This is a genomic window from Stenotrophomonas sp. SKA14, assembly GCF_000158575.1.
In the GTDB taxonomy this organism is placed as follows: domain Bacteria; phylum Pseudomonadota; class Gammaproteobacteria; order Xanthomonadales; family Xanthomonadaceae; genus Stenotrophomonas; species Stenotrophomonas forensis.
The window spans coordinates 1,992,741-2,012,556 of record NZ_DS999412.1; the positions used below are offsets into that span (position 1 = coordinate 1,992,741).

Annotated in this window: 15 protein-coding genes and 1 tRNA gene; 13 read left to right on the forward strand and 3 right to left on the reverse strand. The window is 66.6% G+C overall.

All coding sequences use genetic code 11. The features are described from left to right. Positions 1-138: 138 nt before the first annotated feature. The 4 genes from SSKA14_RS09035 to SSKA14_RS09050 are packed head-to-tail and all read left to right on the forward strand — an operon-like array spanning position 139 to position 9,069. Positions 139-1,287: an efflux RND transporter periplasmic adaptor subunit gene (locus tag SSKA14_RS09035; protein WP_008266191.1), complete on the forward strand. Its 1,149-nt coding sequence runs from the start codon at positions 139-141 to the stop codon at positions 1,285-1,287. Then, entirely contained in the window at positions 1,287-4,412 is a 3,126-nt protein-coding gene (locus SSKA14_RS09040; protein WP_008267463.1) for an efflux RND transporter permease subunit, read from the forward strand. The genes SSKA14_RS09035 and SSKA14_RS09040 overlap by 1 nt, the downstream gene beginning before the upstream one ends. Beyond that, positions 4,409-7,621, forward strand: coding sequence for an efflux RND transporter permease subunit (locus tag SSKA14_RS09045; RefSeq protein WP_008268727.1), 3,213 nt, complete (start codon positions 4,409-4,411; stop codon positions 7,619-7,621). The genes SSKA14_RS09040 and SSKA14_RS09045 overlap by 4 nt, the downstream gene beginning before the upstream one ends. After that, positions 7,618-9,069 (forward strand): efflux transporter outer membrane subunit, encoded by a 1,452-nt coding sequence (locus SSKA14_RS09050; protein ID WP_157635932.1) that lies wholly within the window; start codon positions 7,618-7,620, stop codon positions 9,067-9,069. The genes SSKA14_RS09045 and SSKA14_RS09050 overlap by 4 nt, the downstream gene beginning before the upstream one ends. Here the strand turns inward: SSKA14_RS09050 and SSKA14_RS09055 are convergent. Genes SSKA14_RS09055 through SSKA14_RS09065 form a run of 3 tightly spaced genes read right to left on the reverse strand, consistent with a single transcriptional unit; the run spans position 9,032 to position 12,924 of the window. Next, a complete protein-coding gene (locus SSKA14_RS09055; protein WP_008265576.1) occupies positions 9,032-9,889 on the reverse strand; it encodes a polysaccharide deacetylase family protein in 858 nt (285 codons plus the stop codon). The two genes, SSKA14_RS09050 and SSKA14_RS09055, sit on opposite strands and share 38 nt — an antisense overlap. Next, a complete protein-coding gene (locus SSKA14_RS09060; protein ID WP_008266391.1) occupies positions 9,882-11,027 on the reverse strand; it encodes a glycosyltransferase family 4 protein in 1,146 nt (381 codons plus the stop codon). Before SSKA14_RS09060 ends, SSKA14_RS09055 begins: the two co-directional genes overlap by 8 nt. Positions 11,028-11,046: 19 nt before the next feature. Next, entirely contained in the window at positions 11,047-12,924 is a 1,878-nt protein-coding gene (locus SSKA14_RS09065) for a sulfatase-like hydrolase/transferase (RefSeq protein ID WP_008267577.1), read from the reverse strand. 194 nt (positions 12,925-13,118) lie between these two features. Between SSKA14_RS09065 and SSKA14_RS09070 the strand changes: the two genes are divergently transcribed. The 9 genes from SSKA14_RS09070 (at position 13,119) to nuoE (ending at position 19,813) form a co-directional block, all read left to right on the forward strand. Further along, the gene (locus tag SSKA14_RS09070; RefSeq protein ID WP_008266043.1) at positions 13,119-14,054 is read left to right on the forward strand and encodes a 2-oxoglutarate and iron-dependent oxygenase domain-containing protein; all 936 of its coding nucleotides are present in this window, start codon (positions 13,119-13,121) and stop codon (positions 14,052-14,054) included. A 673-nt stretch (positions 14,055-14,727) separates the two neighbouring features. After that, positions 14,728-15,483: a triose-phosphate isomerase gene (tpiA, locus tag SSKA14_RS09075; protein WP_008268328.1), complete on the forward strand. Its 756-nt coding sequence runs from the start codon at positions 14,728-14,730 to the stop codon at positions 15,481-15,483. 31 nt (positions 15,484-15,514) lie between these two features. Then, positions 15,515-15,952 (forward strand): preprotein translocase subunit SecG, encoded by a 438-nt coding sequence (gene secG / locus SSKA14_RS09080; protein ID WP_006458798.1) that lies wholly within the window; start codon positions 15,515-15,517, stop codon positions 15,950-15,952. A gap of 51 nt (positions 15,953-16,003) precedes the next feature. Beyond that, a tRNA-Leu gene (locus SSKA14_RS09085) sits at positions 16,004-16,088 on the forward strand. A gap of 111 nt (positions 16,089-16,199) precedes the next feature. Continuing rightward, positions 16,200-16,556, forward strand: a complete 357-nt coding sequence (locus SSKA14_RS09090; RefSeq protein WP_008265012.1) for an NADH-quinone oxidoreductase subunit A — start codon at positions 16,200-16,202, stop codon at positions 16,554-16,556. Continuing rightward, positions 16,547-17,101 (forward strand): NADH-quinone oxidoreductase subunit B, encoded by a 555-nt coding sequence (locus tag SSKA14_RS09095; RefSeq protein ID WP_005410463.1) that lies wholly within the window; start codon positions 16,547-16,549, stop codon positions 17,099-17,101. Before SSKA14_RS09090 ends, SSKA14_RS09095 begins: the two co-directional genes overlap by 10 nt. 33 nt (positions 17,102-17,134) lie before the next feature. Beyond that, positions 17,135-17,884, forward strand: coding sequence for an NADH-quinone oxidoreductase subunit C (locus tag SSKA14_RS09100; RefSeq protein WP_005410462.1), 750 nt, complete (start codon positions 17,135-17,137; stop codon positions 17,882-17,884). Further along, complete coding sequence (locus SSKA14_RS09105; RefSeq protein ID WP_008264464.1) at positions 17,881-19,188, forward strand: NADH-quinone oxidoreductase subunit D; 1,308 nt, start codon at positions 17,881-17,883, stop codon at positions 19,186-19,188. Before SSKA14_RS09100 ends, SSKA14_RS09105 begins: the two co-directional genes overlap by 4 nt. Before the next feature lie 97 nt (positions 19,189-19,285). Beyond that, positions 19,286-19,813: an NADH-quinone oxidoreductase subunit NuoE gene (nuoE, locus tag SSKA14_RS09110; protein ID WP_006381132.1), complete on the forward strand. Its 528-nt coding sequence runs from the start codon at positions 19,286-19,288 to the stop codon at positions 19,811-19,813. The last annotated feature ends 3 nt before the right edge of the window (positions 19,814-19,816 follow it).

Below are 19,816 nucleotides of genomic sequence, written 5' to 3' on the forward strand. Positions count from 1 at the left end.
CTGTTCAATCCCTCGCCTTCCCGGCAATCACCGGGAAGGCGAGGGCGTGCCAGGGGATACCGGCAGTGGAGGGTGCCAATGCATGCAGAGGTGACGCCGCCTGCGAGGCGGCGCGGCAGGAGTGCATGGACGTGGGTGATGGTGGTCATCGTGGCGGTGGCCATCGCGCTGCTGGCCCGTTGGCTGGCGGGCCATGGTGGAGGAAGTGGCGGCGGGCGTCCGACCGCATCGGTCAGCGTCGAGAAAGTCGCGCGCATGGACGTCCCGGTGACGATCACCGCGATCGGCACCGTCACTCCGCTGGCCACGGCCACGGTACGCTCGCAGCAGGCCGGCGTGCTCGGGCGCATCCTGTTCCGCGAGGGACAGCAGGTGCAGCAGGGACAGGTGCTGGCCGAGGTCGATCCGCGGCCGTTCCAGGCAGCACTGGCGCAGGCGCGCGCCGACCAGGCGCGGGACCAGGCGCAGCTGGCTGCGGCCAGGGTCGATCTTGCGCGCTACCGCACGCTGCTGGCGCAGGACTCGATCGCAAGCCAGCAGGTCGATACCCAGGCGGCGCTGGTCCACCAGCTGCAGGGAACCGTGCAGGCGGATGCGGCGGCGGTGCAGACCGCTGAACTCAACCTGGGCTACACCTCCATCCGCAGCCCGGTAACCGGCGTGGTCGGCCTGCGCCTGACCGACATCGGCAACTACGTGACCGCGCAGGACACCACGGGCATCGCCGTGGTCACCCAACAGGATCCAATCGATATCGCGTTCGCCATTCCACAGGGCCAGCTTGGACTGCTCGGGGCGCGGGGCGACGTGCAGGGCGATGACCTGGTGGTGCAGGCACTGGCCCAGGAGGGCGCGACATTGCTGGGCGAGGGCCGCCTGCAGGCGCTCGACAATGTGATCGATACCAGCACCGGCACGGTCAAGGCCAAGGCGCGTTTCGCCAACCCGGATGGAAAGCTGTTCCCGAACCAGTTCGTCAACGTGGTGCTGCAGGTGCGCAGCCTGCCTCAGGCGATGGTGGTGCCGGTCAGCGCGGTGCGCCACGGCACCCCGGGTGATTTCGTGTTCGTGCTGCAGCCCGGGCAGAAGGTGCGCATGCAGGTGGTCACGACCGGCCCGATGGTGGGCCAGAAGATGGCCATCCTTGGCGGCCTGAAGGGTGACGAATCGGTGGTCACCGCCGGTGCAGACGGGCTGCAGGATGGCTCGCAGGTGCGGGTGGGAGGAGGCGCGCCCAGCACCGGCACCGGCAAGACGCGGAGCCAGCACAAGAAGGGCTCGCCTTGATGGACGGCGCGGCGGAGACCGCAGAGGACACCGCCGGAGGGCCTTCGCGCCCCTTCATCCTGCGCCCGGTGGCGACCACCCTGATGATGGTGGCGATGCTGCTGGCCGGCCTCATCGCCTGTTTCAACCTGCCGCTGTCGGCGCTGCCCGAAGTCGATTACCCGACCATCCAGGTCACCACGCTGTATCCAGGCGGCAGCCCGGAAGTGATGGCGCTGACGGTGACCGCCCCGCTGGAGCGCCAGTTCGGGCAGATGCCCGGGTTGGCACGGATGATCTCCAGCAGTTCCTCGGGCGCTTCGGTGGTCACGCTGCAGTTCAACCTCGATCTTGATCTGGACGTGGCCGAGCAGGAAGTGCAGGCGGCGATCAATGCGGCCAGCACGCTGCTGCCCACCGACCTGCCGGCGCCACCGGTCTATGCGAAGGTCAATCCGGCCGATGCGCCGATCCTGTCGTTGGCGATCACCTCGCCCGCGCGCACGCTGGGTGAAGTGGAGGCGATCGTCGAGCGCCAGTTCGCCAACCGCATCGGCCAGGTCAGCGGCGTCGGCCTGGTCTCGGTGTCCGGCGGCCAGCGTCCGGCGGTGCGCATCCAGGCCAACATGGCTGCACTTGCTTCGCGCGGACTTTCGCTGGAGAGCATCCGCACCGCCATCGGCAACGCCAACGTCAACGCGGCCAAAGGCAGTTTCGATGGGCCGAGCAAGAGCTGGACCATCGATGCCAACGACCAGCTGGCCAGTGCGGACCAATACGCGGTGCTGGTGGTGGCTTACCAGAACGGGGCCGCGGTGCGCCTGCGCGATGTCGCCAACGTGGTCAGCTCCACCGAGAACACGCGGCTGCGTTCATGGATGAACCGCGAGCCGGCGATCATCCTGGATGTGCAGCGCCAGCCCGGTGCCAATGTCATCGCAACGGTGGACGCCATCCGCCAGGCGCTGCCCGGACTGGAGGCCCAGTTGCCGGCCGACGTGCACGTCACACTGCTCAGCGACCGCACCGAGGGCATCCGCGCCTCGGTCTCGGATGTGTGCTTCGAGCTGGTGGTGGCCGTGCTGCTGGTGACACTGGCGATCTTCATGTTCCTCGGTTCGTGGCGCGCCACGCTGATCGCTTCGATTGCGGTACCGCTGTCACTGCTGGGTGCGTTCGCGCCGATGTGGGCCATGGGGTTCTCGATCAACAACCTGACCTTGATGGCATTGACCATCGCCTCCGGCTTCGTCGTCGACGATGCCATCGTGGTGCTGGAAAACATTTCCCGCCACGTCGAGAACGGGATGCGCCCGTTCCAGGCGGCGTTGAAAGGCGCGGGCGAAATCGGCTTCACCATCGTATCGCTGACGGTCAGCCTGATCGCGGTGTTGATCCCGTTGCTGTTCATGGGCGATATCGTCGGCCGCCTGTTCCGTGAATTCGCGGTGTCGCTGGCGGCGACCATCCTGCTGTCGGCGGTGGTGGCGCTGACCCTGGTGCCGATGCTGGCCGCACGCTGGTTGCGGCCAGCGCAGCAGGAGCGCCCATCACGGATCAGCCAATGGACAGTGCAGCGCTTCGAGCAGCTCACTGCGCTCTACGCACGCGGCCTGGACTGGGTGATTGTGCATGCGCGGCTGACCCTGCTGGCCTTCGTCGCCACCCTTGGCCTCACTGCGCTGCTGTTTGCGGTGGTGCCGCGCAACCTGTTTCCAGAACAGGATACCGGCCAGATCGCGGCCACCACGCTGGCTACCCAGGACCTCAGCTTTGCCGCGATGAGCGAGCTGCAGCAGCAGGTGGCCAACGCGTTGCTGGCTGATCCGGCGGTGGCCAGCCTGTCGTCCAGCATCGGCGTGGATGGGCAGAATCCAGCGCTGAAGCAGGGGCGGCTGTCGATCAACCTGGTGCCGATCGGGCAGCGCTCGAATCTGGACGAGGTGGTGTCGCGGCTGCGCCAGCGCACCGACGGCATCATTGGCGTGCGCCTGTTCCTGCAGCCGGTGCAGGACCTGGTGATCGATACCGAGCCGGGCATCACCGGCTACCGGCTGGTACTGCAGGGCGCCGACCAGACGCTGGTCGATCAGTGGGGGCAGCGGCTGGCACAGGCGCTGGCCGAGCGTGATGAGCTGCGCGACGTCACCCCGGCCAGCCTGGGCGAGGGCAGCTCGGTGATCGTGGACATCGACCGCGACGCTGCCGCCCGCCTCGGCGCCAACGCGCTGGCGGTGGACAACGCGCTCTACGATGCGTTTGGCCAGCGCATCGTCTCCACCATCTATACCGCGTCCAGCCAGAACCGGGTGATCCTGGAGGCAAGCCCGGACCTGCTCACCGGCCCGCAGGGCCTGCAGCACCTGTACGTGCCAGCGGGCAACACCGTGGTGCCGTTGACCGCGCTGGCCACGATCCGCAACGGCACCGCACCGCTGGTGATCGCCCACGAAGCGCAGTTCCCGGCCGCCAGCATCGGCTTCAACCTGGCGCCGGGCGTATCGCTGGGCACCGCGATGAGGGCGATTGCGCGCGTGCAGCAGGACATCGCACTGCCGGCCGCATTGAACACGTGCTACTCCGGTGCCGCCGGCGCCTTCCAGGATTCGCTGGGCAATGAAATGCTGCTGATTCTCGCCGCGGTGGTGGTGGTCTACATCGTGCTGGGCGTGCTGTACGAGAGTTTCGTGCACCCGCTGACGATCCTCTCGACGCTGCCATCGGCCGGCGTCGGCGCGCTGCTGGCACTGGGCCTGAGTGGCTGGGGACTGGGCGTGATCGGCATCATCGGCATCGTGCTGCTGATCGGCATCGTCAAGAAGAACGCGATCATGATGATCGACTACGCGTTGATGGCGATGCGCGAAGAGGGCAAGGATGCGGTGGCGGCGATCCGCCAGGCCGCGCTGCTGCGCTTCCGCCCGATCATGATGACCACCTTCGCCGCACTGTTCGCGGCACTGCCGCTGATCTTCGGCAGTGGCATGGGCCATGAGCTGCGGCAACCGCTGGGCATCGCCATCGCCGGTGGCCTGATCCTCAGCCAGGCGCTGACCCTGTTCACCACGCCGGTGATCTTCCTGATGTTCGAGCGCCTGCGCGAGCGCCACGCACGACCGGCCGCCGCAACGGGGGAACCGGGATGAACCTGGCGGCCCCCTTCATCCGGCGCCCGATCGGCACGCTGCTGCTGGCGCTGGGGATGATGCTGGCTGGTATCGCGGCGTATCCGCAATTGTCGGTGGCGCCCCTGCCGCAGATCGATTTTCCGACCATCGTGGTCCAGGCCAGCCTGCCCGGCGCCAGCCCACAGACCATGTCGACCACGGTGGCCTCGCCGCTGGAGCGGCGCCTTGGCGTGATCGCCGGCGTCAACGAGATGACCTCGCAGTCGGGCGTGGGCTCGGCGCAGGTGACGTTGCAGTTCGACCTGTCGCGCGACATCGACGGTGCCGCACGTGATGTGCAGGCGGCGATCAATGCCGCACGCGCGGACCTGCCGACCACGCTCAGGAGCAATCCGACCTACCGCAAGATGAATCCGGCCGATGCGCCGATCCTGATCCTCGCCCTGACCTCGGCCACGCGCACGCCCTCGGAGATCTACGACGCGGTATCGGCCACCGTGCAGCAGCGGCTGCTGCAGGTGCAGGGGGTCGGCAACGTCGAACTGGGTGGCGCGGCACTGCCTTCGGTGCGGGTCGAGCTGGACCTGTCGGCGCTGTCCCAGTACGGCATCGCACTGGAGGACGTGCGCACCGCGCTGTCCTCGGAAAGCGCCAACCGTCCGCGCGGTGTCATCGATGGTGACGGGCGCGCGTTCCAGGTCTATTCCAATACACCCGGGCTGCATGCGGCCGACTATCGCGACGTGGTGGTGGCCTGGCGCAACGGCGCGGCGGTGCGCCTGCGCGACGTGGGTTCGGTGCAGGATGGCCCGGAGGACGTGCGCACCATGGGCCTGTTCAATGGACAGCCCTCGGTGTCGGTGATCATCTCGCGGCAGCCGGGCGCCAACATCGTCGACACCGTTGATGCAATCCAGGCGCTGCTGCCGGCGCTGCAGGCCAACCTGCCGGAGGACGTGCACCTGGCCGTGGCCAGTGATCGCACGCTGACCATCCGCGCCTCGCTGCGTGAAGTGGAGACCACGCTGGTGATCGCCACGTTGCTGGTGGTGCTGGTGGTCAGCCTGTTCCTGCGCAGCTGGCGCGCGACGCTGATCCCGGCCGTGGCGGTGGTGGCCTCGCTGCTGGGCACGTTCGCGATGATGTACCTGCTGGACTTCTCGCTGGACAACCTGTCGTTGATGGCGTTGACGGTCGCCACTGGCTTCGTCGTCGATGATGCCATCGTGGTGGTGGAGAACATCAGCCGCCACATCGAGGATGGCATGCAGGCGCGTGCAGCGGCCCTGCTCGGTGCCGGCGAGGTGGGCTTCACCGTGCTGTCGATCTCCACCAGCCTGATCGCAGTGTTCGTACCGCTGATCTTCATGGGCGGACTGATCGGGCGCATCTTCCGTGAGTTCGCCCTGACCCTGTCGATCGCGGTGGCGATCAGCCTGCTGGTGTCGTTGACGGTGACGCCGATGATGGCCTCGCTGCTGCTCGTACCGCCCGCGCAGGGCGAGCAGCAGGGGCGGTTGATGCGCAGCGTGCAGCAGGGCTTTGATCGCATGCAGCAGCGCTACGTGCGCAGCCTGGACTGGGCGCTGGCGCATCGCGGTGTGATGCTGCTTTCGCTGGCGCTGGCCATCGCGCTGAATGTCTACCTGATGGTCGTAGCACCGAAAGGGTTTTTTCCCGCGCAGGATACCGGCGCCCTCAACGGTGGCATCCGCGCCGACCAGAGCATTTCGTTCACCGCGCTGCGTGACGGGTTGGCGCAGGCGGTGAAGATCATCCGTGCCGATCCTGCGGTACAGGATGTGGTTGCGTTCTCTGGAGGGAGTCGAGCCGGCGGTGGCTTCCTGTTCGTGGTACTGGTGCCGCGCGGGCAACGCCCCCCGGTGGCGGAGGTGGTTGCCCGGCTGCGGCCGAAGCTGGCGGGCATCGAAGGGGTGGCGACCACGCTCAACCCGGTGCAGGACCTCAATGTCGGGGGGCGGCAGACGACCTCGATGTACCAGTACGTGCTCAAGGCCGAAGACGCAGACCAGCTTCAGCAGGCATCCACCCGCCTGCTGGCGGCATTGAAGCCTCACAGTGATGTGCTGGTCGATCTGAACGTTGACCAGCAGGATGCAGGCGCCAGTGCCTATGTCGAGGTCGATCGTGATGCGGCGGCACGGCTGGGGGTATCGATGCAGTCGGTGGACAACGCGCTCTACGACGCGTTCGGACAACGTCAGGTCGCCAATCTGTATTCGGGATTGAACCAGTACCACGTGGTGATGGAGGCCGCGCCGCGCTTCAACGGCTCGCCACTGGCACTGGCCGATATCAAGGTTCCGTCAGGCGCGCTGATCACCAGCGTGACGGGCACCACATCGCTGACCGCAAGCGTGGCTGCAACGGCCCTGGCCAGCGCGGCACCCGCACCCCCTTCAACCGCCGGATACGCAGCGCCGATACGCACGCTGGTGCCGCTGTCGGCGTTCTCGCGCTGGTCGTCGCAGTCGGCGCCGGCGCGGCTCAATCACAGCGATGGCGAGCCCTCGGCCACCGTATCGTTCAACCTGCCTCCGGGCATAGCCCTCGGCCAGGCCGCGCAGCTGATCGAGCAGGCGCTCGATTCGCTGCACCTGCCCGCGAGCGTGCGCGGTGAGTTTGGTGGCACCGCGCGCGTGTTCAACCAGTCGCTGGCGACACTGCCGCTGCTGATCGTGGGGGCGCTGCTGGCGATCTACGTGGTGCTGGGCATCCTCTACGAAAGTGCGATTCATCCGTTGACTGTGATGTCGACCCTGCCGGCGGCCGGTGTCGGCGCGCTGCTGGCGCTGATCGTTACCGGCAGCCAGCTGGATCTGATCGCGCTGATCGCGATCATCCTGCTGATCGGCATCGTCAAGAAGAACGCGATCATGATCGTCGACTTCGCGCTGGAGGCACAGCGCAGCCGTGGACTGAGCGCGCTGCAGGCAATCCGGGAAGCCTCGATCCTGCGCCTGCGGCCGATCCTGATGACCAGTCTTGCCGCCGGGCTGGGCGCGCTGCCACTGGCGATCGGGTTTGGCGACGGAGCCGAGCTCAGGCGGCCGCTGGGCATCGCCATCATGGGCGGGCTGCTGGTCAGCCAGTTCATCACCCTGTTGACCACGCCAGTGGTGTTCCTGGCCCTGGATCGATCCGGCCACGCGCGGCGTGGCGGCGAGTCTGCGGTGTCCGCGCTGCCTTCAGGAGACGTGCGATGAGAGCAATCATGGGCCTGCCACTGTTGCTGGCCATCGGCTTGTTGCCCGGTTGCTCGCTGGCACCGGCCTATCACGGTGTGCCCCTGCAGGCGGCACCCGGCACTTTCAAGGAGGCTCCGGGCTGGTCCGAGGCGGTGCCGTCCGACGCGGTCGGCAAGGGCCAATGGTGGACACTGTTCAATGATCCGCAGCTGGATGCGCTGCAGGCGCGCGTGGTGGTCGACAATCAGAACGTAGCGCAATACCGGGCCACCTATGCTGCCGCGCGTGCATTGGTCCAGCAGCAACGCGCAGCACTGTGGCCGCAGGTCACCGCACAGGGCACGGGTACCCGCAGCGGCGGGCAGGGCAGTGATGCCAGCGGCAACGCCGCTGGTGGCCGGCGTTACTCGGTGCAGGTAGGGGCCAGCTGGGAGCCGGACCTGTGGGGGCGGGTCGGCAACAGTGTCAGCCAGGCCAGCGCCGAGGCCGCAGCCAGTGCCGGTGACCTCGCCAACGCCACGCTGTCGGCACAGGGCGAGCTGGCCATCGATTACCTGCAGCTGCGCGGGCTCGATGCGCAGCACCAGGACCTGGCACAGACCGTGCAGGGCTACCAGCGTTCGCTGGACATCACCGGCAACAAGTATGCGGTGGGCGTGGCCGCCGCCGCCGATGTCGAACAGGCCCGGACTACCCTGGCCAATGCGCAGGCCCAGCTGCGTACACTGGACCTGCAGCGTGCCCAGCTGGAACACGCCATCGCCGTGCTGATCGGCGAGAATCCCTCGACCTTCCGTCTTGTGCCTGCGCAATGGAATGAACGGGTGCCGGCCGTACCTTCCAGCGTGCCGTCACAGGTACTGCTGCGGCGCGCCGACGTGGCCGCTGCGGAGCGCCGGGTGGCGGCGGCCAACGCCAACATCGGCATCCAGCGCGCGGGCTACTTCCCGCAGTTCACCATCAGTGGCGATCGGCAGAGCAACGCTACCGCCTGGGGGCAGTTGTTCACCGCTTCGACCAGCCTGTGGTCGCTGGGCATCAGCGCGCTGCAGACGGTGTTCGATGCAGGCGCGACCCGCGGCCGGGTTGCGCAGGCACGCGCCGAGTTCGACCAGGCGGCGGCGGTGTACCGGCAGACCGTGCTGGGCGCCTTCCAGCAGGTGGAGGACAATCTGGTGGCGATGCAGGTCTATGCCGATGTCAGCCAGTCGCGCGTGCAGGCGGAAGCCGCGGCCAACCGCGCGGAGGTGATCCTGCGCAATCAGTATCGTGCAGGGACGGTCGATTACACCGCAGTTGTGGTCGCACAGGGCACTGCCAGCAGCGCGCGGCAAGCGCGCATCCAGGCGGTGGTCGACCGGCAGACCGCGATGGTCGCTCTGGCCCAGGCCATCGGTGGCAGCTGGGTGGAGCCTGCCGCTGTCGCGGTTACGGCCCCGGCACCATCTTCTTCTGGCGCGCCTTGAAGCCATTGAACAGCGGAGCGATCAGCGGGTTGTAGCTCTGCGCGATGCGCTTGCGCAGCCAGCTGGCCGGGCGGTTGCGGATCGCAAACCGGTAGATGCGTTCCGGATCGCCGCCCACCACGTTGCGGCCGAACGGGTGGGTGGTGTGCAGGTAGCGGAAACCCTGCTCGCGTGCCACTTCAATGTGGTCCTGGTCGAAATCGCCGTAGGGCCAGCACAGCGTGTCGGATACTTCGCCCAGCTTTTCCTGCAGCACGTCGCGCGAGATCGCCAGGTCGTGGCTCAGGCCGGCGCGGCGCTGTGCACGGTCCAGGTCGTCGCGGCGCAGCCAACGGGTATGGGTGTGGGTGTGGCAGTGCACTTCGAAGGTGCCGGCGGCGATGGCCGCACGCGCTTCGCTCCAGCGCATCATCACATCATCGCTGCGGTTCTGTTCGTAGATCGCCGCTTCGCAGCCGCGGTGGTCCGGAGTGGCGGGCAGCGACGCTCCGGCGATGCCGGCGTGCGGCCGCTCCGGGCCTTCGCCCATCCAGCCGGTGACCACGAACACCACCGCGTGCATGCCGTACTTCTGCAGGATCGGGTGCGCGTAGACCCAGTTGTCCAGGTAGCCATCGTCGAAAGTGATCACGATCGACTTGCGTGGCACCGGCCTGCCGGCCAGGAAACCGGCGTACTGGTCCAGCGTCAGCGAGGTCCAGCCGTTGCCGGCCAGCCACGCGATCTGGCTTTCGAAATTCTCCGGCGACACGGTGATCATGCCCGGCGACGGGCTCACGTGGTGGTGCATCAGCACCGGTACGGTTCGGGCATCAGCCATGTCCCAGCTCCTTCAGCCACTGGTGGTAATAGTGTTCGGTGGTCTCGCCGTGGCCATCCGGGGTGAAACGGTGCGCGCTGCGCATCCAGTCCCACCCGGCGCGGCCCATCTGCCGCCGCCGTTCCGGATCGTCCACCAGCAGGCGCAGGGCGCCGGTCAGGGCTGTATTGTCGCCCAGCCGGGTGAGGATCGCATTGCTGCCGTCGACCACCATCTCCGGTACGCCACCGACACGGGTGGCCACGATCGGTACGCCGACGTAGGCCGCTTCCAGGAACACGGTACCGGCGGCTTCCTTGTGTGAGGCCAGCGCGAAGATGTCGAACCCGGCCATCAGCCGGCAGGCCCCATCGCGGTAACCGAGCAGATGCACCTGCGCCTGCAGCCCATGCGTGTCGCGCATCGTCTGTAGTCGATCCATCACCGGCTGGCCGTCACCCACCACCACCAGGTGCACGTTCGGGTTGGCCTTGCACAGCGGCACCATCGCCTGCAGCAGATCGGCGTGGCCCTTGGGCTCGCGGAGCACCGCCACGCATCCCACCACCACGTCCTGTTCGCCGAAGCCCAGCTCGGCGCGGACTTCGGCGCGCACTTCCTGCAGTCGCTGCCACGGATTCTCCAGGCGCATGTCGCTCCAGCGCGGCGGCACCGCGATCGGCGGCACGATGCCGATGTGCTCGGCTGGCACACCGCGATCGGCCAGCAGTTGCTTGACGAAGCTGCTGACCGTCAGCACCCGGTGCGGGAGCCGGGTATAGGTCAGCAGTGAATTGACCGGGCTCATCAAATGGCGCGAGCGCACCACCAGCGGGGTTCCGCCCAGGCGCGCACCGGCGGCAGCGATCAGTGCGTCGCGGCGGCTGGTTGTGTTCACCACATCGTAGCGTTCGCGGCGCACCAGCCGCGACACCGACCAGATGCCGCGCAGCAACCGGGCCAGGCCACCCATGCGCAGGGTGTGCACGGTGAAGCCATCATCGCGTGCCAGGGTGGCCAGCCGCGCATCGGGCTGGCACAGCAGCGACACCGCGTGGCCGCGTGCGCGCATCACCTGCATGTGGCGGAAGATGTAGATCTCCTGCCGGCCCATGCCTTTGGCGGCTTCGGTGTGCAGGATGCGCAGCGGACGGTTCATGCGGGTCGATCCTTGAGGCTCAGCGGTTGCGGAAGCGGGTCAGCGCTTCCCATGCAGTGCGGACAGCGCCCGCATCAGGGGTCTGCTGTGGCAGCGGGCGGTAATGCAGGTCCAGCGCGGTCGCGTTGCCGAACTTGTCGAACACGTAGATGGCATCGCCATCGCGCACCGCGCGCTGCGACCAGCTTTCGACCACCAGCGCGCGCCTGCCCTGCGGTTCGGCCAGCAGGTCGTGGCCGGTGCTGTAATCGGTCAATGCGTTCTCGCAGCCCAATGCATGGCGCATCAGGGTAGGTACCCAGTCCTCGTGCGAACTGGTGCGTGATTCACGGCCGCTGGCCTGGCCCGGCCAATGCAGCACGAAGGGCACCTGCAGCTGATAGTCGGAGAAGTTGCCGTTGTGACCCCAGTAGTTCAGCTTGAGGTCGTTGAATTCCTCGGCATGGTCACCGGTGACCAGCACGATGGTGTCTTCGGCCAGGCCTTGTGCGCGCAGATCGTCGAGCAGCGTGCCGATCAGGCTGTCGGCATAGTGCACGGCGGTGCGGTAGCGGTTGAGTTCCGGCGTCGGGTCATGCTCAGGGCCGAATTTGAGGAAGTCGATGTCCGCAGCCATTGGCGTGGCCACCGGCGGGTAGCCGTCGGGCATGTGGTAGGGCGCGTGGGTGGAATCGAGGAACACGAAGCCGAACCACGGGCGCTGCGCGGCCTGGCTGGCGCGGATGTCCTGCTGCAGTGCGCTGATGATCGCGCGGTCGCGGCCGTCGGACTTCAGTGCCGATGGGCCCTGGTGCAGCTGGTCGCGTACATCGGCGAACACGGTGCGGTCGAATTCCGGGCTGTACAGCGGCGCACTGCCGTACAGGTGCAGGTCGTAACCCTGCTGGCCCAGCACCTGGAACAGCTGCGAGCCGCGCTGTTCGTCAAGCATGCTCGGCCAATAGCCGCCGGGCAGGCCGTAGAGCAGCCCGAACAGGCCATAGCGGGTGGCATTGCCGGTGCTGAAATGGTGGTCGAACACGCGCGCATCCTGCGCCAGCGCCGACGTGTTGGGCATCAGCTGCGGCGTCAGCACATCGCGGCGCAGCGATTCCAGTACCACCATCAGCACGTTGGGGCGATGTGGGCTCTGGCAGCGCAGCGGATGCAGCGGGTACAACAGTTGCGCATGGCGCGGGTCGGGCAGGCCTGCCTGCTGCTGGCTGACCACGCCCAGGCGCCGCATGAAGCTCTTGGCCGTGATCGGCTGTGCCCACGGCAGGTAGTTCCACTGCGCGATCACATCGCGGTCGCCCCGGGCGTCGTAGTAGGCCGTAGCGACCTGGCCACCGCCCATCAGCAGCGCCACCACTGCCCAGGCCTGCAGCACCCTGCGCCGGCGTGGCTCTGCCGGCAGCAATTTCCAGCACGCCCAGGCCAGCAGGCCCTCGGCGGTGAATACCGCGGCAGCCAGCAGCGCGACCTGCAGCCAGGTCTTCCAGGACAGGGCGACCTGGTCCTGCAGGGCGCCGCCGAACACCATGTTCACGACCATGGCATTGAGGTGGAAGCGGTACAGGGTGAAGATCTTGGCGTCGACCAGCAGCAGGCACAGCCACAGGCCCTGCAGCAGTACGGCGCTGATGCTCAGCGTACGCGCACTGCGCGACCACAGGCCCAGCAGCAACGGCAGCAGGCCGGCCAGCGCGCCGAAGGCGAGCAGGTGGCCGGGCAGCGCGACCGCCAGATAGGCCAGGCCGGCGCCGCCGCCCGGATTGTCACGCAGCGGTACATTGCCCAGCGCGATCGCGGCGGCCAGCACGGCATTGCCGGCGATGAACAGCGACCACCAGGCCAGCCGGCGCCAACGCCGGGCGGAACCTTCTATGGCGGGGGCGGCGGAGGCAGCTGCGGGCATGGCGGGGCAGGTTCAGGGCGCGCGGGAGAGGGGCGGGGACCACGTGACGGAAGCGTTACTCCGCGCGCGGGTCGCGCATTGTATCGGTTTGTTTCCTTGTATCGAGTGGCGTCCCCCGGGCGATCTGTCACAATGTTCAGGCGGGCCATGAATGCGTTGGCCCCCTCAGACCCAACGACAAGCCAGGAACCGCTGTGAGCCAGATCCCCACCCTCGACATCACCCGTTTCGACAGCGACCGCGAGGCCTTCGTGGCCGAGCTGGGCGCGGCCTACCGCCAATGGGGATTCGCGGGCATCCGCAACCACGGCATCCCGCAGGCCGACATCGACGCGGCCTACGATGCCTTCAAGGCCTTCTTCGCCCTGCCGGAAGAGGTCAAGCGCAAGTACCACGTGGCCGGCAGCGGTGGCGCCCGCGGCTACACCCCGTTCGGTGTGGAAACCGCCAAGGGCTCCAAGCATTTCGACCTGAAGGAGTTCTGGCACATCGGCCGTGAAATCGCCGACGATTCCAAGTACCGGGACGTGATGGCGCCGAACCTGTGGCCGACCGAGGTCGAGGGTTTCCGTGAGCGCGGTTACGGTCTGTATCAGGCGCTGGACAACCTGGGTTCGCGCGTGCTGTCGGCGCTGGCCCTGCACATCGGCCTGCCGGAGGACTTCTTCGCCGACAAGACCAACTTCGGCAACTCGATCCTGCGTCCGATCCATTACCCGCCGATCACCACCGACGACATCCCGAACGTGCGCGCCGGTGCCCACGGCGACATCAACTTCATCACCCTGCTGGTCGGCGCCAGCGCCGCCGGCCTGGAAGTGCAGTCGCACGAAGGCGAGTGGGTGCCGTTTACGTCAGATGCGGACACCATCGTGGTCAACATCGGCGACATGCTGCAGCGCCTGACCAACCATGTGTATCCGTCCACCATCCACCGCGTGGTCAATCCCCCGGGTGACCTGGCGCGCCAGCCGCGCTACTCGGTGCCGTTCTTCCTGCACCCGAATCCGGACTTCCTGATCGACGTGCTGCCCTCGTGCATCACCCCGGAGAACCCGAGCCGGTACCCGGAGGCGATCACCGCCCACGGCTTCCTCGAGGAACGCCTGCGCGAGATCAAGCTGAAGTAACAAGAAGTGAAGGCCGCCGAAAGGCGGCCTTTTTCTTTGCAGGGCTGCGCCCTGCACCCGCGGTAGTGCCGGCCGCTGGCCGGCAACGTCAACGTCGAAAGCGGCTCTGGGTTTCTGCGGGTTGGGCGGGGCGGTGTGGGTCGGCAGGACACGCCATGAACCCGTCCCTGGGGGCTCGATGGCGCCATCCATGGCGCCAACGGTCCTGCCAACCCACACCGCCCCGCCTCCGGCAGTTCCCCGGTGACGGTTGGTGGGTGTCGACCTTGGTCGACACGATTTCACGCCATGCGTGGATGGGATCCGTCAGATCGAAGCGGGGCAGGGGTACCCGGAATGCCGCTTTTTGCTTTTGCTCTTCTTATTTCTTTCCGTGGCGGGCGGAACCGCCGGAATCTGTCAGAGGCCGGGCGGGTGGGGCTGCGCAGGGGCGTGAGCCGCATGGATGCGGCGACCGAGCTTACAGGGACGTACTTGCAGCGACCCCTGCGCAGTCCCACCCGCCCGGCCAAGCTCCAAATCCAACCGGGCTCTCTGCGCCCCACCCAACCCAGGCGACCCGCCACGAGGGGCTGCGCCGTTGGCTGAAAATCCATGTAACCGCTTACACGGAAACGGATTTTTCCGTAACGGGTATCATGACCGGCTGACTTCACACAGGAGCCACCCGCTCATGCGCCGCAAGATCGTCGCCGGAAACTGGAAGCTGCATGGCAGCCGTCAATTCGCCAATGAACTGCTGGGGCAGGTGGCCACCGGGCTGCCGCTGGAGGGGGTGGACGTGGTGATCCTGCCGCCGCTGCCGTACCTGGGCGAGCTGGTCGAGGACTTCGGTGACACCGGCCTGGTGTTCGGTGCGCAGGACGTCAGCAGCAACGAGAAGGGCGCCTATACCGGCGAGGTCTGCGCCGCCATGCTGCACGAGGTCGGTGCCCGCTATGGCCTGGTCGGCCATTCCGAGCGCCGCCAGTATCACCACGAAAGCAGCGAGCTGGTCGCGCGCAAGTTCGCCGCGGCCCTGCATGCTGGCCTGGTGCCGGTGCTGTGCGTGGGGGAAACCCTGGAGCAGCGCGAGGCGGGCCAGACCGAAGCGGTCATCGCCAGTCAGCTGGCGCCGGTGCTCGAGCTGGTCGGCGCGGCCGGTTTCGCCCAGGCCGTGGTGGCCTATGAGCCGGTCTGGGCGATCGGTACCGGCCGTACCGCCAGCAAGGAGCAGGCGCAGCAGGTGCACGCGTTCATCCGTGGCGAAGTCGCGCGCATCGATGCTAGAATCGCTGATTCACTGCCCATTGTTTACGGCGGTAGCGTGAAGCCCGACAATGCCGGGGAACTGTTCGCGCAGCCGGATGTCGATGGTGGGCTGGTCGGCGGCGCCTCCCTGGTGGCCGCGGACTTCCTGGCCATCGCAAGGGCGGCGGCCGCGAACTAATCCTAGAAGTATTGTCCGAGGGCGGTTTCCAATGCTGATGTTGATCCTCAATGTCGTCTACGTGCTGGTCGCTGTGGCCATGATCGCGCTGATCCTGATGCAGCGTGGCTCGGGTGCGGCGGCGGGTTCGGGCTTTGGTGCCGGTGCCTCGGGTACGGTGTTCGGTGCGCGCGGCGCCTCGAACTTCCTGTCCAAGTCGACCAAGTGGCTGGCCGTGGTGTTCTTCGGTATCAGCCTCTTCATGGCCTGGTATGCCGGTCACGGCACCCGCCCGGCAGCCGACCAGGATCTGGGCCTGATGTCCGCCCCGGCGGCCAGTGCCCCGGCGGCTCCGGCCGGCGAACTGCCGGCCGTTCCGAAGGCCGATGCGGTCCCGGCCGCCCCGGTTCCGGCCGCGAATGTGCCGGCCAAGGCGGAATCTTCGAATTCTGGTGAAGAAAAGCCTTCGGAAGGCTCCCAGAAAGACTGAAGCCGGTTACAATACGCGGCGCATCGGGAAGATAGTCTGATGTGATCGTTTGCCCAGGTGGCGGAATTGGTAGACGCACTACCTTGAGGTGGTAGCGACGCAAGTCGTAGGGGTTCGAGTCCCCTCTTGGGCACCATTTGTAAGTAAAGCGGGTTCGTCTGGCGCGCAAGGCGCCAGGCAGATTCCCGTCCACTCCCCCATGCCAAAGCGCCTGCAGGCGCGGCGGCAGAGGCAAGAGAGAATCGCTGTGCTGGCCGAATATTTGCCGTCTCTGCTGTTTCTGATCGTTGCCACCGGTATCGGCATTACGCTGATGCTGGTTGGTCGATTCCTCGGTCCCCGCCGCCCCGATCTGGAAAAGCTGTCGCCGTATGAGTGCGGCTTCGAGGCCTTCGAAGACGCGCGCATGAAGTTCGACGTGCGCTACTACCTGATCGCGATCCAGTTCATCGTCTTCGACCTGGAAATCATCTTCATCGTGCCGTGGACCCAGGTCTTCATGGAGCTGGGCGCCCGTTCGCTCATCACCATGGGCCTGTTCGTCGGCATGCTGTTCCTCGGTTTCATTTACGTCTGGAAGAAGGGAGCGCTGGAATGGGAGTGATTCAGACTCTCGATGGCCTCATGAACAACCCCACGCCGGAAGGCCGGGTTGATGACATCCTGCGGCCGGAAGGCGACAACCCGCTGCTGGAAAAGGGCTTCGTCACCACCAGCGTCGACGCACTGCTGAACTGGGCACGCACCGGTTCGATGTGGCCGATGACCTTTGGTCTGGCCTGCTGCGCGGTCGAGATGATGCACGCCGGCGCCGCGCGCCTGGACCTTGACCGCTACGGCGTGGTGTTCCGCCCGTCGCCGCGTCAGTCCGACGTGATGATCGTGGCCGGTACCCTGGTCAACAAGATGGCCCCGGCGCTGCGCAAGGTCTACGACCAGATGCCGGACCCGAAGTGGGTCATCTCGATGGGTAGCTGCGCCAACGGCGGTGGCTATTACCACTACTCCTATTCTGTCGTGCGCGGCTGTGATCGCGTGGTGCCGGTGGACGTCTACGTCCCGGGCTGCCCGCCGACCGCCGAGGCGCTGGTGTACGGGATCCTGCAGCTGCAGAAGAAGATCTGGCGTACACAGACCATCGCCCGCTGACCCCTTCACCTGACAAGAGCGCGCCAAGCCCCCATGGCAGAGCAAGCATCCTTCATCGACCGACTCTCCGCACGTTTCGCAGGTGCGAAGGTCATCGTGGTCGAACCCCGCGGCGAAGTGACGCTGGAAGTGCCTGCCGCCGAGTGGCACGCCACCGCCCTGGCGCTGCGTGACGAGTTTGGTTTCGAGCAGGCCGTGGATCTCTGCGGCGTCGACTACCTCGGTTATGGCTCCGACGAATGGGACACCGCCGACGTGTCCTCGCAGGGCTTCAGCCGTGGTGTCGAAGGCAAGGCCCAGGGCCGTTTCGCGTGGGGTGAGTTCCCCACCGAGGAAAACGGTGCCGACGGTGCCCGCCCGCAGCACATGCCGACCCAGCGTTTCGCCGTGGTCGCGCAGCTGCGTTCGTACCAGCACAACCTGATGATGCACCTGCGCTGCTTCGCTCCTGACGAAGCGCTGCCGGTGGTGTCCTCGCTGACCGGCATCTGGCCGGGCCTGAACTGGTTCGAGCGCGAAGCGTTCGACCTGTACGGCGTGATCTTCGAAGGCCACCCGGACCTGCGCCGGATCCTGACCGACTACGGTTTCGTCGGCCATCCGTTCCGCAAGGACTTCCCGCTGATCGGCAATGTCGAAGTCCGCTACGACGAAGAAAAGAAGCGCGTGATCTACGAACCGGTCACCTCGGTGGAGCCGCGTGTCGGCGTGCCGCGCGTGATCCGTGACGACGCCCGTCTGCAGACCGCAGAAGGTGAGCGCGCGCAGGAGGCAGTGAAGTGAGCCACGTACACCAGGCCGGCGAAGCCTTCGCCAGCAACGCCGCCGAAAGCCGGCAGGAAATCCGCAACTACACCATGAACTTCGGCCCGCAGCATCCGGCCGCTCACGGTGTGCTGCGCCTGATCCTGGAAATGGACGGCGAAACCATCATGCGCGCCGACCCGCACGTGGGTCTGCTGCACCGTGGTACCGAGAAGCTGGCCGAGTCCAAGCCGTTCAACCAGTCGATCGGCTACATGGATCGCCTGGACTACGTGTCGATGATGTGCAACGAGCACGCCTACGTGCGCGCGATCGAGACCCTGATGGGCATCGAGGCGCCGGAGCGTGCGCAGTACATCCGCACCATGTACGACGAAATCACCCGCATCCTCAACCACCTGATGTGGCTGGGCTCCAACGCGCTCGACCTGGGTGCGATGGCGGTGATGCTGTACGCCTTCCGCGAGCGCGAAGAGCTGATGGACTGCTACGAAGCGGTCTCCGGCGCGCGCATGCACGCGGCGTACTACCGTCCGGGCGGCGTCTACCGCGACCTGCCGGACCACATGCCGAAGTACAAGGAATCGCGCTGGCACAAGGGCAAGGCGCTGAAGCAGCTCAATGCTTCGCGTGAAGGTTCGCTGCTGGACTTCCTGGAAAACTTCACGAACGAATTCCCGGGTCGTGTCGACGAATACGAGACCCTGCTGACCGACAACCGTATCTGGAAGCAGCGTACCGTCGGCATCGGCGTCGTCACCCCGGAACTGGCCCACCAGTGGGGCATGACCGGCGTGATGCTGCGCGGCTCGGGCATCGCCTGGGACCTGCGCAAGAAGCGTCCGTACGCCAAGTACGATGCCGTCGATTTCGACATCCCGCTGGGCAAGGAAGGCGACTGCTACGACCGCTACCTGGTCCGCGTTGCCGAAATGCGCGAGTCCAACCGCATCATCAAGCAGTGCGTGGCGTGGCTGAAGGCCAACCCCGGCCCGGTCATGGTCAAGAACTTCAAGGTCGCTCCGCCCAAGCGCGAGGACATGAAGGACGACATGGAAGCGCTGATCCACCACTTCAAGCTGTTCAGCGAAGGCTATTGCGTGCCGGCCGGCGAAACCTATGCGGCGGTGGAAGCGCCGAAGGGCGAGTTCGGCTGCTACCTGGTCTCCGATGGCGCCAACAAGCCGTTCCGCGTGCACCTGCGTGCGCCGGGCTTCGCCCACCTGTCCTCGATCGATTCGGTCGTGCGCGGCCACATGCTGGCCGACGTGGTGGCGATGATCGGTACCTACGACCTGGTGTTCGGCGAGGTTGACCGGTAATGCCGTCCGCCACGCCAACGCCCGCTGCAGGCAGCCGGCGCAAGCCGGCGCCGCAGTTTCTGCAATTTCACGTTATGCATTTCGCTGAGGTCGGCCGATGAAGGCGACAGGTAATTTCGAGGCGGCGCGCGACGTCGACCCGATGGTGGTGCTGAGCGACAAGACCCGCGCTCACATCGATCACTGGCTGTCCAAGTTCCCGCCGGACCGCAAGCGCTCTGCCGTGCTGCAGGGCCTGCATGCGGCCCAGGAGCAGAACGAGGGTTGGCTGACCGACGAGCTGATCGCCGGCGTGGCCAAGTACCTTGATCTGCCGCCGGTGTGGGCCTACGAGGTCGCCAGCTTCTACTCGATGTTCGAGACCGAGAAGGTGGGCCGCAACAACGTGGCCATCTGCACCAACATCAGCTGCTGGCTCAATGGCGCCGAGGACATCGTGCGCCATTGCGAGAAGAAGCTGGGCATCAAGCACGGTGAATCGACCCCCGACGGCCGCGTCTACCTCAAGCGCGAGGAAGAGTGCCTGGCCGGCTGCGGTGGCGCGCCGATGATGGTCATCAACGGTCACTACCATGAGCGTCTGACCCTGGAAAAGGTCGACGAGCTGCTGGACGGGCTGGAGTAAGGG

Bases quoted from the DNA above. Each gene is read 5' to 3' on its own strand.
- SSKA14_RS09035 (WP_008266191.1), top strand. From the start codon at position 139: ATGGTGGTCATCGTGGCGGTGGCCATCGCGCTGCTGGCCCGTTGGCTG.
- SSKA14_RS09040 (WP_008267463.1), top strand. From the start codon at position 1,287: ATGGACGGCGCGGCGGAGACCGCAGAGGACACCGCCGGAGGGCCTTCG.
- SSKA14_RS09045 (WP_008268727.1), top strand. From the start codon at position 4,409: ATGAACCTGGCGGCCCCCTTCATCCGGCGCCCGATCGGCACGCTGCTG.
- SSKA14_RS09050 (WP_157635932.1), top strand. From the start codon at position 7,618: ATGAGAGCAATCATGGGCCTGCCACTGTTGCTGGCCATCGGCTTGTTG.
- SSKA14_RS09055 (WP_008265576.1), bottom strand. From the start codon at position 9,889: ATGGCTGATGCCCGAACCGTACCGGTGCTGATGCACCACCACGTGAGC.
- SSKA14_RS09060 (WP_008266391.1), bottom strand. From the start codon at position 11,027: ATGAACCGTCCGCTGCGCATCCTGCACACCGAAGCCGCCAAAGGCATG.
- SSKA14_RS09065 (WP_008267577.1), bottom strand. From the start codon at position 12,924: ATGCCCGCAGCTGCCTCCGCCGCCCCCGCCATAGAAGGTTCCGCCCGG.
- tpiA (WP_008268328.1), top strand. From the start codon at position 14,728: ATGCGCCGCAAGATCGTCGCCGGAAACTGGAAGCTGCATGGCAGCCGT.
- secG (WP_006458798.1), top strand. From the start codon at position 15,515: ATGCTGATGTTGATCCTCAATGTCGTCTACGTGCTGGTCGCTGTGGCC.
- SSKA14_RS09095 (WP_005410463.1), top strand. From the start codon at position 16,547: ATGGGAGTGATTCAGACTCTCGATGGCCTCATGAACAACCCCACGCCG.
- SSKA14_RS09100 (WP_005410462.1), top strand. From the start codon at position 17,135: ATGGCAGAGCAAGCATCCTTCATCGACCGACTCTCCGCACGTTTCGCA.
- nuoE (WP_006381132.1), top strand. From the start codon at position 19,286: ATGAAGGCGACAGGTAATTTCGAGGCGGCGCGCGACGTCGACCCGATG.